This window comes from Paenibacillus sp. GP183 (assembly GCF_900104695.1).
GTDB lineage: Bacteria > Bacillota > Bacilli > Paenibacillales > NBRC-103111 > Paenibacillus_AI.
Window position 1 is genome coordinate 1,282,348 of the sequence record NZ_FNSW01000001.1, and the last position, 15,963, is coordinate 1,298,310.

At 44.9% G+C, this 15,963-nt stretch carries 19 protein-coding genes; 8 read left to right on the forward strand and 11 right to left on the reverse strand.

The annotated features are described in order from the left end of the window. Positions 1–102: 102 nt before the first annotated feature. From BLV33_RS06360 to BLV33_RS06380, 5 genes are all read left to right on the forward strand, one after another. Positions 103–642, forward strand: a complete 540-nt coding sequence (locus BLV33_RS06360) for a hypothetical protein (protein WP_090789318.1) — start codon at positions 103–105, stop codon at positions 640–642. A gap of 123 nt (positions 643–765) precedes the next feature. Next, positions 766–1,194 (forward strand): VOC family protein, encoded by a 429-nt coding sequence (locus BLV33_RS06365; protein WP_090789320.1) that lies wholly within the window; start codon positions 766–768, stop codon positions 1,192–1,194. A 205-nt stretch (positions 1,195–1,399) separates the two neighbouring features. Continuing rightward, the gene (locus BLV33_RS06370) at positions 1,400–2,317 is read left to right on the forward strand and encodes a metal ABC transporter solute-binding protein, Zn/Mn family (protein WP_171909034.1); all 918 of its coding nucleotides are present in this window, start codon (positions 1,400–1,402) and stop codon (positions 2,315–2,317) included. 128 nt (positions 2,318–2,445) lie between these two features. Then, positions 2,446–3,249 (forward strand): metal ABC transporter ATP-binding protein, encoded by an 804-nt coding sequence (locus BLV33_RS06375; RefSeq protein WP_171909035.1) that lies wholly within the window; start codon positions 2,446–2,448, stop codon positions 3,247–3,249. A gap of 28 nt (positions 3,250–3,277) precedes the next feature. After that, positions 3,278–4,126, forward strand: a complete 849-nt coding sequence (locus tag BLV33_RS06380) for a metal ABC transporter permease (RefSeq protein WP_090789324.1) — start codon at positions 3,278–3,280, stop codon at positions 4,124–4,126. 92 nt (positions 4,127–4,218) lie between these two features. On the opposite strand, the gene BLV33_RS06385 is transcribed toward BLV33_RS06380, so the two are convergent. From BLV33_RS06385 to BLV33_RS06400, 4 genes are all read right to left on the reverse strand, one after another. Continuing rightward, the gene (locus BLV33_RS06385) at positions 4,219–5,439 is read right to left on the reverse strand and encodes a GTP-binding protein (protein WP_090789326.1); all 1,221 of its coding nucleotides are present in this window, start codon (positions 5,437–5,439) and stop codon (positions 4,219–4,221) included. A gap of 81 nt (positions 5,440–5,520) precedes the next feature. Next, positions 5,521–5,985, reverse strand: coding sequence for a Fur family transcriptional regulator (locus BLV33_RS06390; protein WP_139305697.1), 465 nt, complete (start codon positions 5,983–5,985; stop codon positions 5,521–5,523). Between the two features lie 113 nt (positions 5,986–6,098). After that, complete coding sequence (locus tag BLV33_RS06395) at positions 6,099–7,043, reverse strand: CobW family GTP-binding protein (RefSeq protein ID WP_090789328.1); 945 nt, start codon at positions 7,041–7,043, stop codon at positions 6,099–6,101. A 52-nt stretch (positions 7,044–7,095) separates the two neighbouring features. Further along, positions 7,096–7,524: a Fur family transcriptional regulator gene (locus BLV33_RS06400; protein ID WP_366414727.1), complete on the reverse strand. Its 429-nt coding sequence runs from the start codon at positions 7,522–7,524 to the stop codon at positions 7,096–7,098. Positions 7,525–7,766: 242 nt separating this feature from the next. Between BLV33_RS06400 and BLV33_RS06405 the strand changes: the two genes are divergently transcribed. Continuing rightward, the gene (locus BLV33_RS06405; RefSeq protein ID WP_090789330.1) at positions 7,767–8,486 is read left to right on the forward strand and encodes a HoxN/HupN/NixA family nickel/cobalt transporter; all 720 of its coding nucleotides are present in this window, start codon (positions 7,767–7,769) and stop codon (positions 8,484–8,486) included. A 63-nt stretch (positions 8,487–8,549) separates the two neighbouring features. Here BLV33_RS06405 and BLV33_RS06410 read toward each other — a convergent pair whose 3' ends face one another. Next, complete coding sequence (locus BLV33_RS06410; protein WP_090789331.1) at positions 8,550–9,485, reverse strand: metal ABC transporter solute-binding protein, Zn/Mn family; 936 nt, start codon at positions 9,483–9,485, stop codon at positions 8,550–8,552. A gap of 40 nt (positions 9,486–9,525) precedes the next feature. Continuing rightward, positions 9,526–10,383, reverse strand: coding sequence for a metal ABC transporter permease (locus tag BLV33_RS06415; RefSeq protein WP_090789333.1), 858 nt, complete (start codon positions 10,381–10,383; stop codon positions 9,526–9,528). 211 nt (positions 10,384–10,594) lie between these two features. Between BLV33_RS06415 and BLV33_RS06420 the strand changes: the two genes are divergently transcribed. Beyond that, positions 10,595–11,125 carry an ATP-dependent Clp protease proteolytic subunit gene (locus BLV33_RS06420; protein ID WP_090789335.1) on the forward strand — a complete coding sequence of 177 codons (531 nt, stop codon included), beginning with the start codon at positions 10,595–10,597 and terminating at the stop codon, positions 11,123–11,125. Positions 11,126–11,210: 85 nt separating this feature from the next. On the opposite strand, the gene BLV33_RS06425 is transcribed toward BLV33_RS06420, so the two are convergent. Genes BLV33_RS06425 through BLV33_RS06435 form a run of 3 tightly spaced genes read right to left on the reverse strand, consistent with a single transcriptional unit; the run spans position 11,211 to position 12,885 of the window. Beyond that, the gene (locus BLV33_RS06425; protein WP_090789337.1) at positions 11,211–11,723 is read right to left on the reverse strand and encodes a GNAT family N-acetyltransferase; all 513 of its coding nucleotides are present in this window, start codon (positions 11,721–11,723) and stop codon (positions 11,211–11,213) included. 2 nt (positions 11,724–11,725) lie between these two features. Next, complete coding sequence (locus BLV33_RS06430; protein WP_090789339.1) at positions 11,726–12,178, reverse strand: disulfide oxidoreductase; 453 nt, start codon at positions 12,176–12,178, stop codon at positions 11,726–11,728. 5 nt (positions 12,179–12,183) lie between these two features. Then, positions 12,184–12,885, reverse strand: a complete 702-nt coding sequence (locus tag BLV33_RS06435) for a DsbA family protein (RefSeq protein ID WP_253186990.1) — start codon at positions 12,883–12,885, stop codon at positions 12,184–12,186. A gap of 150 nt (positions 12,886–13,035) precedes the next feature. Here BLV33_RS06435 and BLV33_RS06440 point away from each other — a divergent pair, with 150 nt between their 5' ends. Then, entirely contained in the window at positions 13,036–13,344 is a 309-nt protein-coding gene (locus BLV33_RS06440; RefSeq protein ID WP_090789341.1) for a hypothetical protein, read from the forward strand. Positions 13,345–13,394: 50 nt separating this feature from the next. Here the strand turns inward: BLV33_RS06440 and glgA are convergent, their stop codons facing one another. Together glgA and glgD are read right to left on the reverse strand one after the other, a co-directional pair. Then, positions 13,395–14,825, reverse strand: coding sequence for a glycogen synthase GlgA (glgA, locus tag BLV33_RS06445; RefSeq protein WP_090789343.1), 1,431 nt, complete (start codon positions 14,823–14,825; stop codon positions 13,395–13,397). Positions 14,826–14,853: 28 nt separating this feature from the next. Next, positions 14,854–15,963 carry a glucose-1-phosphate adenylyltransferase subunit GlgD gene (gene glgD, locus BLV33_RS06450; protein WP_090789344.1) on the reverse strand — a complete coding sequence of 370 codons (1,110 nt, stop codon included), beginning with the start codon at positions 15,961–15,963 and terminating at the stop codon, positions 14,854–14,856.

The window sequence follows — 15,963 nt, forward strand, 5'->3', positions numbered from 1 at the left end:
TATTTTGCAGCTCCTCTTCCCTGATAGGTGTTTGTCCGTTTCGTATAAACTCCACATACATACCCTGTATATCATCTATAAATTAATGCAGGAGTGTGAATAATGAGGAGAATAAGGCGCAAGAAAGCAAGACTAACCCTGCGTGTCGTCATAGACGGAAAGATAACTTCCATTCGATATCCTATGCCCAAAAAATTGAAAATTGTGGTCGTCATGAACAACCAGTTCAGCAATGCAGCCAATACGACTCAAATCGCAAGCGGTGCTGGTCAAAGCGGTGCAGCTGGAAATAATGCCGCTATTGATTCCTCCAATACACAGCAGCAGCAGAGCGTCGGAGCTGACGGACAAGCCAGAAACACCGGTATGAGCCGCAAGCAAACTGAACGTCACATAAAGCGCAGAAAATGGAAAAAGGAAGAAGAAATTGTGATTGTCCTTAATAATCAGATGCATGTAACCGAAAACAGCACAACTCCAACGGCAGCCACTCAGGTTGCGGGCGCTGGCGGATCTTTCAGCGCCGGTGGCACCAATGCTGCGATTGAAAGTTCGAATACTAAACAACAACATGCTGTAGGTGGAAGTAAAGAAGCAACGGCATTAAACGAGGGGATGAACTCCGGGCAAGAAGAAAAATAATCATGCACACCCTGCAGGTCCACCGATGACTGGGTAATCCATAAAACGTTAACTTTTTGTTTTTTTACGGTAAGTGATATAGTAAAGTAGTACTTATCAATTAACCGTTGAGGAGTGAAGAAAATGTCTGTAGATGTTTATATCAATTTTAATGGAAACTGTCGTGAGGCGGTAGAGTTTTACGCAAAGGTTTTTGGCACAGAACAACCGCAAATTATGACCTTTGGAGAAACGCCGCCTAGCCCGGAATATCCTCTTCCAGAAGAAGCCAAACATTTAGTCATGCACACACGGCTTAACATTGATGGAAGCAATGTGATGTTTTCCGATGTTTTCCCGGGAATGCCGTTTGTTGCAGGAAACAACATAAGCCTCTCTTACATCAGTAAGAACATAGAAGAAATTAAATATTTATTTCACAAACTGAAAGAAGGCGGCACTATTGGCATGGAACTTCAAGAAACCTTCTGGAGCAAATGCTACGGCAGTCTAAAAGATAAGTTCGGCATTGAATGGCAATTTAATTATGACAGAGGCGAAATGAGCATGTAGTTTAAAATAATAAGCTTAATGTCAAGATTAGGATATGGAACTTTTCTTCAGAGAAAAGATTCTGTATCCTTTTTTGTTAATCTTAATCATAATAATTACTACCTTGACAGATTTATTGATAAATATTACTATTACTTATGTTAGTAATTATTACGAAATGATGGTTCAGATAACTGTGTTACTAGTCGGGGAGGAAAAGATCTACATGTCAAGTTTTCGCTACAAATTTTCATTAATCTCTTTAACCGCAGTAATTTCAACTGCCCTATTATTATCAGGCTGCAGCTCTACGGCTACGAAAGCAAAAGATACGACAAGCGCACCCGCTGGTAAAATTAAAATTGTTGCCGCGGAAAACTTTCTGGGAGAAGTGGCAACCGCAGTTGGCGGAGATCGTGTAGAGGTAACCTCCGTAATTACAAGTCCTGATATGGATCCCCATGCTTACGAGGCTACCACGGATACATCTAAAGCTGTTAGCGACGCACAGGTGGTCATCTATGTAGGAGTCGGCTACGATGTATGGATTGAAAAGCTGCTCAAAGCAAGCTCCGCTTCCAAAAAGGTCATTAACCTCGGCGAGCTCTTAGGCAAAAAAGACGGAGATAACCCTCATGTCTGGTACATTCCCGAGTCCATGCCCAAGCTGGCGGACGCACTAGCCGAACAATTGGGCAAAATCGACTCAACACAGATGGATGCCTTCAAAAAACGCGCGCAAGACTACAAAACCAGCTTGGCTCCACTTACAGATTTGGTCAAAAAGCTGAAGCAAGCTTCTCCAACGGATGTTGCGGTATCCGAACCTGTTTTCGGATACATGTCTACAGCTCTAAATCTGAATACAGTTAATGAGAAATTTGCATTGGCGATTGAGGAAGAAACAGATCCTGCCCCCGGCGATGTCGCGGCCTTGCAAGATGTTCTCAAGGGGAAAAAAGTGAAGATGTTTATACAAAATACGCAGGTCAACAGCCCGACTGTGAAAACCATGGTCGATTTAGCCGGAGCCAACCAAATCCCTATCGTTCATGTTACGGAAACGGAACCTAAAGGCAAGAACTACTTGCAATGGATGACGGATCAGTTAACAGAGATCAAGAACGCGCTTGGCGTCAAATAAATAAGCATGGTTATACTATAGGTTGTCGGAACTTCTCTCTTAATGAGAGAGTTCTTTTTTTGTCAAGCATCATGATATAATAAGAAGCAATCCGATTCATGGAATGCTCGGGAAGGAAGGTTTTGATTATGGGCTGTGAATTAGCGGTACAAGATATCAGTGTTCATTTGAATGGCAAATCGATTCTGAATCATATTTCGTTCTCGATCAAGCCTGGGCAGTTTATGGGGATTATCGGACCGAACGGCGCGGGGAAAACGACATTGTTCCGAGTTCTGTTAGGCATGCTGGAGCCCTCTCGCGGTTCGATGTCGTTTCAGGATGAGAACCATAATCCGGTAAATCGAGCCTCTGTTATCGGATATGTTCCTCAATCTCGACAAGTCGATCCGGAAATTCCGATGACAGCTGAAGACTTTATTAGTTTGGGTCTTCCCCATCGGTACAGATTCTGGTCGACTACGAAGGATCGTCAGACGATCTCGGAAGCACTTCGTCTTACGGATTCCGTTCATTTGGCCAAACAGCCTGTCGGCAAATTGTCGGGTGGAGAGAGACAGCGTATTTATTTAGCTCAGGCGCTGGTAAGGAATCCACAAATTTTGCTATTGGACGAACCTACCTCCAATCTGGATCCTGGAGCTCAGGAGCAAATGGCCTCGGTCGTAGACAGAATTTGTCGAGAGCGGAATGTTTCCGTCCTGTTTATAAGTCACGATATTAACTTAATCGCCAGATACGCTGACCGTATTTTATATATAACTCGCGGGCAATACGCGGAAGGCACTGTAGAAGAAGTGATGCAGACGGATGTGCTAAGCCGGTTGTACGGAAGCACGGTGGAAGTAATGAAGGTCGATTCTAAACTGCTTGTCGTTTCTTCAGGCAAAGATGCCGTAGCGCCTATTTGTTATCATGGCGAGGCACTGTAACGAGCGGTAATTCAAGGAGGTTTCATCAATGCTACAATACGATTTCATGCGGCATGCATTCGCGGCCGGGACCATTGTCGCCATCATGTGTGGTGTCATCGGCGTCTTCGTCATTGCCCGAAATTTGTCTTTCATCGCGCACACCTTCTCGCACATCGGGTTTTCCGGAGCATCGTTTGCGGTCTACATGGGATGGCATCCATTGGTCGGGCTTTTGCTGTTCACGGTATCCAGCGCTCTCGCGGTGGGTCGAATGGGCATCAAGGTTTTCCGCAGGGATGTATCCATCAGTGTCGTGTTGAGCATATTTTTAGGTTTAGGACTTCTATTTTTGTCATTGTCCACCAAGCAAGCTAGTACGATGTTCTCCCTGCTCTTCGGCAGCGTTGTCGGCATCAGCACGCAGGATGTTTGGGAGCTCGTGTTACTTTCCTTTATCGTACTGCTTCTGCTTGGTGCCGGCTATCGGATGCTGAAGTTCGATTCCTTCGATCCACTCGGCGCGCAGGCAGCCGGGCTCCCCGTTCGATTTATCTCCGTAGGCTTTCTGCTGCTCTTATCCATAGCGGTAGCCGAGGCCGTACAAATTGTCGGGGCCCTTCTGTTATTTACACTAATGACCATCCCAGCCGCCTCGGCACGCTACTTATCTCAATCGGTAGCCAAGATGATCTTATTCTCTGCAGGGTTTGCGGTATTAGGCGTTTGGCTTGGTTTAATTCTCGGCTATTATTTGAATGCGCCGGTCAGCTTCTTTATTACCGCGCTGGAAGGTATCTTTTATTTCACTGCTTTAGGCTGGTACACGATGCGGGAAAAGATGCAGGCGAAAGATTCATCCCCCGCTCCTTTAACTTCACCCGGAACCGCGGAATGAGATAAACCTCTATTGTGGTAAAAATGCAAGAAAAGAGCAGATGGCTAATCACGCATCTGCTCTTTTCTCTTTTATTTTTTTCATATATCCGTTTAATCTACAGCCACAAGTTCCGCTGATGGCATATTCGGAAACCGGTCTTCAAACGCCATTGCATCCAGCTTCATTTCTTCCTCCGTCAGCAGGCAGGCATCGAGCGATTCAATGATTTGCTGCCGGTTCATGTCGATTCCAATAAAGACGATTTTATTAACACGATCACCATATTGGGGATCCCAATCGACCGCAATTTCGGGGTCGTCAAGGAGCGTTTGCTGCTTTTCCTCCTCTGGCAAAGCAGCTACCCAGTAACCGGCTGGGCCGAATTGGATCGACGGTCCTGCCTGGCTGAAGCTCTGGGCCATATCATCCCGGCTGGCCAGCCAGACGGTTCCTTTGGCGCGAACGATTTCAGCCGGCCAATCCTCCATCCACGCCATCAGTCGCTCCGGATGAAAAGGCCGCTTACGTTCATAAACGAAGGAGGAAATCCCATATTCCTCTGTTTCAGGCGTGTGATGTCCTTTCTCCATCTCTTGGATCCATCCCGCCGATTGACTGGCTTCTTCGAAATCGAATCGCCCCGTATTCAAAATCTCCGAAGGATCAATATCCCCATATTCCGAACGAATCACCCTGGCCCTCGGCTGCAGCTTGCGAAGCACTTGCTCCAGCTCATTCAACTCTTCCAGCTCGACTCTATCGCACTTATTCAGGATAAGCACATCGCAGAATTCGATTTGACTGATCAGCAGATCGACAACATCGCGTGTATCATCGCTTCCCACAGCCTGCTGACGATCAAGCAGGCTTTCACCGGAAGCATAATCATGCCAAAACCGATTAGCATCTACGACCGTGACCATGCAGTCCAACCGACAATATTGTGACAGGTCGATGCCCTGCTCCTCATCGATATAGGTGAACGTTTGAGCTACGGGAACAGGCTCCCCGACACCAGTTGATTCGATCAGCACATAATCGAAGCGTCCTTCCTTCGTAAGCCGTTCCACTTCCCGCAGCAAATCTTCCCGCAGGGTACAACAAATGCAGCCATTGGACATTTCCACCAGCTTCTCATCCGTACGAGAAAGTCCTGCACCATCGCGAATCAAATCCGCGTCAATGTTGACTTCGTTTAAGTCGTTGACGATAACGGCTACCTTCAGCCCTTGCCGATTGTTAAGCACGTGATTTAAGATCGTCGTCTTGCCTGCTCCCAAATAACCGCTAAGGACCGTAACGGGAATTTTATTCATGGATTGTTGATTCATAGAACCTCCTGATTTAAATGTAATAATTACGATTTTTAATTTATTTTAATCCGGGCATTAGCCCGGTTAATAATAGCTGTGTCAATAGTCTGCATTCATTTGCTGCTGTACGTTCTCCCGGCGCTCCAATGTGCATTCGGGACAATATCCGTAAACCTCAAAGCGGTGATGCATCACCTCATAATTGCCCGGAAGCTCCGACATATTAGGCATCGGACAATAGTCGAACGTGATCGTTTTTTCACATTTCATACAAATCAGATGGTGGTGGTGATGAGCCAGGCAGCTCGCCCGAAATTTGAGCCCGTCATTGAAATAAAACTGCTCGAACACGCCCATTTCGCTTAGCAAACGGAGATTCCGGTATATGGTGTCGAAGCTGACACCGGGATATATTTGCCGCATATGTTCATAAACATCTTTCGGCGACAAGTATCCATTCGCTTCTGCGAATAAAGCCGCCATCGTTTTGCGCTGTTCAGTCACTCGCCAGCCTTTGTTTGCCATGGACTTGATGATTTGTTCAACAGTAGCCGTATGCTGCATGTCTGTATTCCTCCGCTTATAATACTATAATTTCTATAGTGCATCATCACGGTTCTGGAGTCAAGGATACGGTTATATCCCATTCAATCAGCAACAACTGCCCGTTCCCGTTTTTAACCCTCCAGTTCTCGAATGACCTGATCCACTTGTTGCTTATCAAAATGCTCACCGATAAAAACTGCGACAGTTTGAACCTCCTGCTGTGCATTCAGTTTGACAATCTCCATTTCCCGATAAGCGTACTGGAATAAAAAGCGATCTTCACTTTTGGTAAACTGGAGAATCCCTTTGGCGCGGTACACTTCTGAAGGTAATTGACCGAAGAGTTTTTCAAATTTCTTATGATCGATAGGTTTGTTAAAATAATGAGTATGGACCATCACATGGTTATGGGTATGATGCTGCTGTCCATCGTTGGGTTGATCTTGAAGAACCTTTTTCATCTCTGTATGGCTAGTCATTTGAAGCAGAGAATCTATTTCCACATTGCAGCGCATGGTCTCCTCGATTCTTGCTTTGGAATTAAGCTCCCGGAGACGGGTGTTAACCTCATGGAGATCTTTTTCCTCAATTAAATCGATTTTATTGAGCAATATCAGGTCTGCACAACGGATTTGTTCATCCATCAATCGGGTTGTCTTACCTTTCTTCCCACGAGACGCATTAAGAAAATGTGGCGCCGAGACCACCGTTATGACAAGCCGTAAATCAATCTCCACAATAAGCGAGGTGTTCGTTATTCCCTCAATCAGCTCTAACGGGTTAGCTATACCGGTCGATTCGATGATGATGACATCTGGCTGTTCATTTCTTACAATCGCAAGCAGACTCTTGCTTAAATCTTCTCGTATCGTACAGCAAATGCATCCGTTAAGCATCTCTGCCATAGGTACATTATCATCAATTAATAATCCTTCTAAATTTACATCGCCAATTTCATTCATTATGACTGCCGGCTTTTTGTTCTGCTGCAAATAATACTTCAGCATGTTCGTTAACAATGTTGTTTTTCCGCTTCCCAAAAAACCTGAAAGAACAAATACCGGGATTGTCTCCATCTAATTATGACCTCCGTATAGGCTTGTTTGCAGTTGATGTCCAAACCCCATGTTACACACATTGATTGCAGTATCCGAAAATTTCAAACTTGTGCTTGACCACTTGGAAATGATTTGGAATTTCTGCAACATAAGGCATCGGGCAAAATTCGAGCGGATAAATGTGGTCGCAGGATAAGCAGATTAAATGGTGGTGATGATGGCTGTGATTATTGGTAAAGCAGCCGATCCGGAATTTGATTCCATCCTCAAAATGAAACTGCTCTACCACGCCCAAATCATCCAGTACCCGCAAATTGCGGTATACGGTATCAAAGCTTAGCCCGCTGTGCTTTGCTTCAAGCCCCTCGTAGACTTCCTTTGCCGTTAAATAGCCAGGTGCCTCAGCAAACAGCCGCGCCATTGTTCTGCGCTGTTCAGTAATCCGTAGCCCCTTGCCAGCCATCGTACGCAGCATCTGCTCAATCATGTTCTCAACCACGCTGAATTCCGCCTTTCCTTAAACTATAACTGTTCCAGCGCCGCATTCACGGTTTCCTTGGAACCGTAAACGGCAAAATTCTCTTGGTGCTTCGTAATAGTAAAAATTACGATATTTGTTTAAATATACTCTGGTCGAATAATGACTGTCAAGGGTTAGCCATGCTTTGCTAACAAATTTTACGATAAAGGTGACAAGTCCTCTCGCTCGTCCGCATAAGATGAACAGGAGGTGAAACTGTCATGGATCTTATATTGTCTATTCCCGCGGCTATCGGACTCGGCGCTCTTCACTCGCTGGAGCCCGGTCACGGCAAAGGAGTGATTTCCGCGTATTTGATTGCAACGCGCGGGAAAACAAGAGATGCCGTACTGCTTGGCTTAGTCTCTTCCATCACCCATACGTTTTCGATCGTCATCTTGTCCGTGGCCGCAACTTCTGCAATCAAGCTGCTCGCACCCGATAGCTTGACTCGCTGGCTGGAGTTGTTATCCGGGGTTTTGATTACAATCATCGGAGCGCGAATCTTGTATCGCCATGTTAGACCCCGCATGGTTTCCATAGGAAAGCTATCGGCGAACCATGACGCCATCCATGAGCATCACCACCACGAACATCATCACCATCATCACCACCATCAGGAGAAGCCGTCCTCGCTAGCCGGAATTGTAACAGTAGGCTTGTTAACCGGGTTGATTCCATGCCCCAGCGCGATGGCGATATTCCTCGCTTCGCTAACAGCAGACCAAATTTCGCTCGGTCTCGTGCTGGTCTCCGCCTTCTCGCTCGGAAGTGCTGTCACAATGTCGATGATCGGCATTCTTATCGTTCACGCCGGAAAAACAGTCAAAATGATGGACCGCATTGGATTTGTACGTTCTTTAAACTTGCTCTCCTCATTGCTGATTCTTGGTCTTGGTGTTGCAGTGACTTTTCAAGCGCTGCTTCCTCTCCACGCTTGATTATGGTTGGTGAGAAAAAAGCCTTCCGGAACTGAATCCGGAAGGTTTATCTCACTTCTTCTTTTATTGAATACCTAACGCCTTACCGATATTATCTAAAATATCTGTCATCCATTTTACATAGTTTTTTCCTTCTGGTTCTGTCTCCGTTACTTCTACAATAGGAACACCAGATGATTTCGCCATTTTTACGATATTATCGACCGTGGGACTTGTATTTTGAATATCATATACGAATAACTTCACGGCTTTGCTTTTAATGTCTTCTTGCATTTGAGCGATATCCGCAGGTGAAGGGTCATTACCGTCATTAATCGCTTTACCGAATTTTGTGTTATTGATGGTTAGATTCATCGCGGCAGCCATGTAATCAAAGATGGTTTCCGATACAGCAATTTTGGCGCCGGATTGTTTTAGCTTCTGAATCTTAGCTTTGATCGAATCCAGGGAAGTTATATACGCTTGCGCATTTTTATGAAAATTTTGATCCCCGCTTGGATCCAGCTTCGTCAGTTCATCAGCAATTTTATTAGCCAATTTGGGCATGGTTTCGGGGTCATACCAGACATGTGGATTATCCCCTGCTTTTTTTCCCATTACATCATCAGCTACTTTGATGACTGACTTCGATTTTGAGGCAGGGTCAGCATTTACAAGCTTCTCCATCCACTCATCATACCCGACGCCGTTCAACACAATTATTTTGGAATTACTAACGGTTCTTGCCACATCCGGAGTGGGTTCATAATCATGCGGATCAACACTTGGATTGTTAAGAACTGAGGTGACTTCTACACGGTCACCGCCGACAGCTTTGGCTGCTTCTCCATAAAAATTTTCCGCTGCGGTGATTTTTATCTTTGCGGTGGATACAGTTTGAGCAGAGGATGAAGCCGAGTTAGGTGACGCAGATCCCCCGCAAGCCGATAGCAGAAATAAGAAGGATAGGGCGATGCAGCTTGCTTTAAGCGGGATTTTGTTCAACGACTTGTTATTCATGGTTACTTTTTTCCTCCAAACGGATCTATGTAGATAGATATTATAAACTTGATTTGTTCAAAAATGATTGGGCTTGCACCCTGGAAACTGTTTCTGTCGGTTTCGTTCCTGCAAGAACAAAGCACCAACCTAGTGATAAAAAATAAATCGCTCCCTCAATTCCCGAGATCAAAAAACTGATCGGAAGGTTGGTATAGTAACCAAGCGTTAATCCCAGCCACATCCCGATAAGGGCAATCAAGATCGAATAAAAAATCATGCGTCCCAACGAATGAGTAAAATTACGAGCAGCCGCTGCAGGAATTGTCATCAGCGTAAATACCATAAGAGCCCCTACTACTTGAGAGGCTTCTGCTGTGGCAACAGCCAGCACAACTAAAAACCCGATAGAGATGAATTGAAGCGGCAATCCTGCTGCTTGTGCGCCGATGGGATCGAACGAATCAAACGTCAGCATTTTATAACCGACAGCCAACACAACCAGGACCCCGGCAGACAAGTATAAAATTTGCCAGACCGCGTCTAAGCTGATTCCAAGGATATTGCCAAACAGCAGAGCAGACATTGAATTAGCCTGCTTTGACGAGAGGGACAAAAACAGAAGCCCGAGGCCGAGAAATATACTTAAAACTACACTTATAGAGACATCTCTTCTAAACACCTTCACTCCCATTTGACCGATCACAATACTGCTTGCTACGGTAAAGAGAAGAAATCCATTTAACGGGTTGAAGCCCATATACACAGCAAAAGCTGAGCCAGAAAATCCGATATGAGAAAAGGTATGGGCAAGAAAAGAGCTGCTTCTTGCAATGACAAAGACGCCTATGACCCCACACATAATTGCAATGATCGTCCCCGCTAAAAAAGCATGATACATAAAAGCATAATGAAACATGTAGTCACATCCCTATTCCTTCACTGAATTTACAATCCTTTCTTGTAAATCGTAATTATTACATGTTTAATAATAAATATTACGATTAAATTTGTCAACTCTATTTCATCCGATAATTGTCGAGACGAAAAAGGGCTTTTTACCGGATACATAGTTTTAAAGGGCGGAATACATTAATGTACCGTTAAGTCGAGAGACTGGAGGTTCATAAATGAGCGATAGAACGTTATATTTATTTGATTCGATTGATAAAACAACAGTAAAAGCCGTTGTTGAAAGTATTGTAAAACTCAACAAAATCGACGATGACATCGATAGAAGAGAGAAAGAATATAAGCGAATACCGATTGACCTTATTATTAACAGCAATGGCGGCAATGTGTACGACGGGCTTGGACTGATTAATGTGATCGTAAATAGCAGGACACCTGTTTATACACATGTGCATGGTCTTGCAGCGAGCATGGGTTTACTTATCGCGGTTAGCGGTCATAAGAGGTTCGCAGGCAAATTGAGTACGTTTATGTATCATTCTGTCTCCAATCATATCGGCGGCCACCTGGAACACTTGAAGACTCGGCTGGATGAAGTGCAAAGATTGCAAGGGATCTACGATCAGCATTTATTATCCAAAACTAAACTCCGAATAGATGATCTAAAAAGCGTTCAGGAACATCAGCGCGATTGGTTCATAGATCCGGAGGAAGCATTAAATCTGGGAATTATTGATGAGATTATTTAGATGCCGATTCATTAAAATGGATCACAAAAAGGCCTAACCTGCTGAGGTTAGGCCTGATTATATTTTCGAAATTAAAATACTTTTCTCAAAATAACTGCTTGTAATAAATAGTGGTCCCATCCATTTGTCCATTCACGGAAAGTGCATAATTCGGGATTTGCCCGACTTCTATGTATCCTCGTGATTTATATAAAATATTCGAAGGATCCCCGGTTCTGGTGTCCAGAACTAACAAGCTTCGCCCCTCTGATCTTGCAAATTCCTCCGCAGTTTGCATTAACATCTGTGCAATCCCTTTTCTTCGATAGGCGGGGTCTACCATTAATTTGGCTACTTCTGCGCGATGGGACCCATTTTGCTTTAAAACCAAATGCAATTGAATGGTTCCAGCTATGATTCCATCACAAACCGCTGACCATAAAATGACTCCGGGGTTGATCACTTCTTTCCAATAATCAACGGCTGCGTCCTGCTGTAATGGCGGCAAAAAGCCAATTGATGCGCCATCATTTACAACTTTAATTAAAAGATCAGATAAGAACGATAAGGTTTGATTCTCCATGGTTTCAACCTGTTTGATTTCAATTTGACTATTCATACTCAATCTCCTTCTTCAACTTCTACATCCATACTTGATTCGGATCGACCTATCCAGAGCAGAACAATAATCAAAATAAAGGCAATAAGCGCCAGGAACGGAATCGTGATAAAACCAAGCCAATTGATATAGTCCTGATTACAAGGCACCCCGGAGGTGCAAGGAAGCAGCTTGGCGAGACCTGGAATCTTTTGCTCCGCATAATGGTACAGGGATATTGAGCCGCCGATGACGCTAAGCGGAAGCAGGTAAGGAATCTGTCTACGGTCGTTTTTGTAGCACGCAATTGCCAGCAGAATGGCCTGCGGATACATAAAAATTCGCTGAAACCAACACAGCTTACATGGCTCAAAGCCCATATAGTCACTGAGAAACAAGCTGCCTGACACGGCAACAAGTGAAACGACCCAAGCCAGATACAGGCTGTACGTTCTGCAAAAGGAAAGCAATTTCATTGCGGTTAACTCCCCTTTTGCGCTTGTTCAATCGCTGACTTGATTGCATTATAGTCGAGGGATCCCGTATATTTTTGGCCGTTGATGAAAAGGGTCGGTGTGCTGTTGAGCTGATTTTTGGCCGCGAAAGCGTTATGCTCGTCGACTTCGCTTTGATATGTCTTGGCGTTGATGTCCTTCAGCAGCTTATCATAATCGACCTTGATTCCTTCTTTTTTGGCGAGATCCGTCAGGAACTGAGGTGTAGCCCATTGAATCTTTTCATTCCCTTGATTTTTATAGACTGCATCGTAAAATTTCCAAAACTCATCGTTGTTCTGATGGAACACAGCTTGAGCAGCTAAAGCGGCCGTATTGGAATCAGGACCAATAATCGTAAAATTCATAAAGTAAAAGGACGCTTTGCCGGTATCGATAAAATCCTTCTTCAATTGAGGCTCGACTTGCTGACTGAAAAACTGGCAGGTAGGGCATTTATAGTCCCCAAGCTCAACAATTTTCACCGGTGCGTTGATATTTCCCAAAACCGGAAGCTTGTCATATGCGATATCTAACGGTTTCGGCTTATTTTGCGCTATTGCAATGACAGCAATGATGATAATCACGGCTGCTGCGGTTATCCAAATTAACCTCCTCATGCGAGTTTGATGCTTGGCTTGCTGAATGCGCTGCTCTCTGCGAGTTGCTTTTTTGGCGTTGGTTTTCAAAAGGCCCTCTCCTCTTTCTATTAATAAAGTGGTGACTTATCGAGTCTAGAATTAAGCCAATTAAAAGTCAATGATTAACTCCCTTATAATTAGGGTAATAGATAATACGCAAGCATCTTTCCCACTCTGAATGTTGAGAGGATGAGTGAAATGAAAACGATTAAGAAGTTTCATATGACGAATGAGCTTGTGCCGGAAACCGGAACTTATATATGTGAAAAAGGTGTGCCCAAGGATTTTCGCGAAGGTGAATTGTTCTCCAATTGTCCAGTGAATGATGATCATACCTCTTGGAGATCTGCGAATCATGAGCACAAAACAGGCGATACCGTAACCGAAGCAGGCATGTACGGAGATCCGGATGGAGAATTGATGGATCTCAGACAGGGAGAACCCTTCCCCGTTTGTCCCAAAACGGGACGAAATACAACATGGAAGTATGTGTATATATCCAACTAATGACATAACCGAGCCGAGGATCCACCGTCCTCAGCTCTTTTTTTTGAGTTCTAATGTGTCATCTCTTCATACAAAGAGATGTACTGTTGAGCGGACTTCTTCCAGCTGAAGTCGCTCTTTCTGACATTCTGATGCAGCCGGAGCCAGGAACCGCGATCATGCTCGTAGAAGCCAATCGCACGGCGAACGGTATACAGCAGGTCATGTGCATTGTAATTGCTGAAGCTAAAGCCTGTCCCTTCGCCTGTAAATTCATTGAAAGGTTGAACCGTATCTTTCAAGCCCCCGGTTTCTCTCACGATCGGGATCGATTTGTAGCGCAGCGCGATCAATTGTCCAATCCCGCAAGGCTCAAATTGGGAAGGCATAAGGAAGAAATCCGACGAAGCGTAAATTTGTCGGGCAAGTCCGTCATCGAATGTGATGAGTGCGGCAACTTTATCCGGCTGGGCATGCGCTGTATCGCGAAGCAGCTGTTCATATCGGTACTCGCCAGTTCCCAGAATGACCCATTGGGCTCTAATAGAGAGCAGCTCAGGCAAAACGTGCTGAATCAGATCGAGTCCCTTCTGCTGAACCAATCGTGTCACCAAGGCTATCATGGGAATAGTCTCATCTACTGGAAGGCCGAGCCGTTCTTGCAAGGCGAGCTTATTTTGCTGCTTTTTGGACAAGGAATCCTTATAGTTAACGACCAGCTGGGAATCATTCATCGGATCAAAGGATTCATAGTCAATCCCATTGACAATCCCGCTCAAACTGCCGCATCTATGACGAAGCAGGCTGTCCAAATTTTCGCCAAAATAAGGAGTCTGAATTTCTTCTGCATACGTTTGGCTTACAGTGGTGATGCGATCCGCAAAGTTCAATCCACCCTTAAGAAAGCTGGCCCCGCCATGCAGCTCCAAAGCTGTTCCCGTAAAATAATCATCGGTGAGGCCAAATAAATCCTGCAGCGTCTGGCGTCCGAAAATACCTTGATATTTCAGATTATGAATCGTCAGCATGGTCTTCATATTTTCATAAAACGGGAAATGGCTGTAGTGAGCCTTGAGCAGGACAGGAATCATGGCCGTCTGCCAATCATGGCAATGAATCACGTCAGGGTGAAAGTCCAAATAAGGCAAAGCTTCAATGACACCCCGGCAAAAGAAGGCAAAGCGTTCCGCATCATCATCATATCCGTAAAAACCGCTGCGCTTGAAATAATACTCGCTGTCGGCAAAATAAAAGGTAATTCCATCATACTCCAAGGTTTGGATGCCGAAATATTGCTTTCTCCAGCCCAGGGTTACTTCAAACGAGTCTATCGTGTGCATACCTTCTTTATAAATCTGGGGAATATCCTCATACTTGGGGAGAATGACACGGACATCGATCCCCTGACGCTTAAGCTCTTTGGGCAGAGAGCCAATCACATCGGCCAAACCGCCCGTTTTAGCAAAAGGTGCCGCTTCGGAAGCTGCAAACAGGATGTTCATCGTTCCACTCCTTCATGGCTTTTTCCGCTTAGATGACCTTGGTTTTGGCTGCAATGAACGGTGTTTTTTGATCACCGGTAAGGACTCGGCCGCGGCTGATAAAGACATCCTTATCGAGAATGGCATTTTCAATGATTACATTTTCTTCGATTTCACAGTTTTGCAGGATGATGCTGTTTTTGACATAGGCGCCTTTGCCAATTTTAACACCGCGGAATAGAATGCTGTTCTCTACCTTGCCCTCTATGATACAACCGTTGGCAATCAGAGCGTTTTTCGCGGCTGCAGTTTCCAGATAGCGGGCAGGCGGCTCATCCTTGACCTTGGTATAGATGAGATTCTTCTGGAAAAACAGCTCTCTCCATATATTTGGATTCAAAAGCTCCATGCTGTGCTTATAATAGCCTTGAACGGAATTGACAATCCCCAGATGGCCTTCGAATTTGTAACCATATACGCTGAGCTTGTCGATGTTTTTCATAATGCCGTCCCGCACCAAATGATCGTAGCCCTGTGCCAGGCAGGATTCCACCATATCCAGCAACAGCGCTTTGCTCATGATGAACATTTCCATGGAAATGTTATTCGTACGCAGCCTGCCCGTGTGATCCTCCATGACCGTAACTCTTCCGTCATCCTTTACGGCAAGCCTGCGGAATTTGGCTGCTACATCTTCATCAATTTGCTTGTATAGAACTGTAATGTCCGCTTGCATATCCTGGTGATAACGGACGGCATCCCTGTAATCCACATTGCAAACCATATGGCTGCGCGTAATCATAACAAACTCTTCCTTACCGCGATAAAAGTAATCGCGATGGCTGTAAAATTGAAACAGGTCGCCTCTGGAAATGCCAGTCGGCTCATCCAAAACGGAAGGCAATACGAACAGCCCGCCTCTCTTGCGGTCGAGATCCCACTGTTTCCCGGACCCCAGATGATCCATTAAGGAACGATATTTATGCTGAGTAAAGACCGCCACATTGTCAATTCCGGAGTTTACCATACTCGACAAAACAAAATCAATCAGACGATAGCGTCCGCCAAAAGGAACCGAGGCCAGATTGCGGAAATAGGTCAACTCTTCCAAATCATCCGGTTCATTCACAAGATTAATGACACCCATCACATTCTTCAT

What these genes read in the sequence shown, in the direction of transcription:
- BLV33_RS06390 (WP_139305697.1), bottom strand. Translation starts at nt 5,985, where the DNA reads ATGCAGCATACGGCTACTGTTGAACAAATCATCAAGTCCATGGCAAAC.
- BLV33_RS06415 (WP_090789333.1), bottom strand. Translation starts at nt 10,383, where the DNA reads ATGTTTCATTATGCTTTTATGTATCATGCTTTTTTAGCGGGGACGATC.
- glgA (WP_090789343.1), bottom strand. Translation starts at nt 14,825, where the DNA reads ATGAACATCCTGTTTGCAGCTTCCGAAGCGGCACCTTTTGCTAAAACG.
- BLV33_RS06410 (WP_090789331.1), bottom strand. Translation starts at nt 9,485, where the DNA reads ATGAATAACAAGTCGTTGAACAAAATCCCGCTTAAAGCAAGCTGCATC.
- BLV33_RS06375 (WP_171909035.1), top strand. Translation starts at nt 2,446, where the DNA reads ATGGGCTGTGAATTAGCGGTACAAGATATCAGTGTTCATTTGAATGGC.
- BLV33_RS06405 (WP_090789330.1), top strand. Translation starts at nt 7,767, where the DNA reads ATGGATCTTATATTGTCTATTCCCGCGGCTATCGGACTCGGCGCTCTT.
- BLV33_RS06440 (WP_090789341.1), top strand. Translation starts at nt 13,036, where the DNA reads ATGAAAACGATTAAGAAGTTTCATATGACGAATGAGCTTGTGCCGGAA.
- BLV33_RS06385 (WP_090789326.1), bottom strand. Translation starts at nt 5,439, where the DNA reads ATGAATCAACAATCCATGAATAAAATTCCCGTTACGGTCCTTAGCGGT.
- BLV33_RS06370 (WP_171909034.1), top strand. Translation starts at nt 1,400, where the DNA reads ATGTCAAGTTTTCGCTACAAATTTTCATTAATCTCTTTAACCGCAGTA.
- BLV33_RS06380 (WP_090789324.1), top strand. Translation starts at nt 3,278, where the DNA reads ATGCTACAATACGATTTCATGCGGCATGCATTCGCGGCCGGGACCATT.
- BLV33_RS06425 (WP_090789337.1), bottom strand. Translation starts at nt 11,723, where the DNA reads ATGAATAGTCAAATTGAAATCAAACAGGTTGAAACCATGGAGAATCAA.
- BLV33_RS06420 (WP_090789335.1), top strand. Translation starts at nt 10,595, where the DNA reads ATGAGCGATAGAACGTTATATTTATTTGATTCGATTGATAAAACAACA.
- BLV33_RS06365 (WP_090789320.1), top strand. Translation starts at nt 766, where the DNA reads ATGTCTGTAGATGTTTATATCAATTTTAATGGAAACTGTCGTGAGGCG.
- BLV33_RS06395 (WP_090789328.1), bottom strand. Translation starts at nt 7,043, where the DNA reads ATGGAGACAATCCCGGTATTTGTTCTTTCAGGTTTTTTGGGAAGCGGA.
- BLV33_RS06430 (WP_090789339.1), bottom strand. Translation starts at nt 12,178, where the DNA reads ATGAAATTGCTTTCCTTTTGCAGAACGTACAGCCTGTATCTGGCTTGG.
- BLV33_RS06360 (WP_090789318.1), top strand. Translation starts at nt 103, where the DNA reads ATGAGGAGAATAAGGCGCAAGAAAGCAAGACTAACCCTGCGTGTCGTC.
- glgD (WP_090789344.1), bottom strand. Translation starts at nt 15,963, where the DNA reads ATGAAGAATGTGATGGGTGTCATTAATCTTGTGAATGAACCGGATGAT.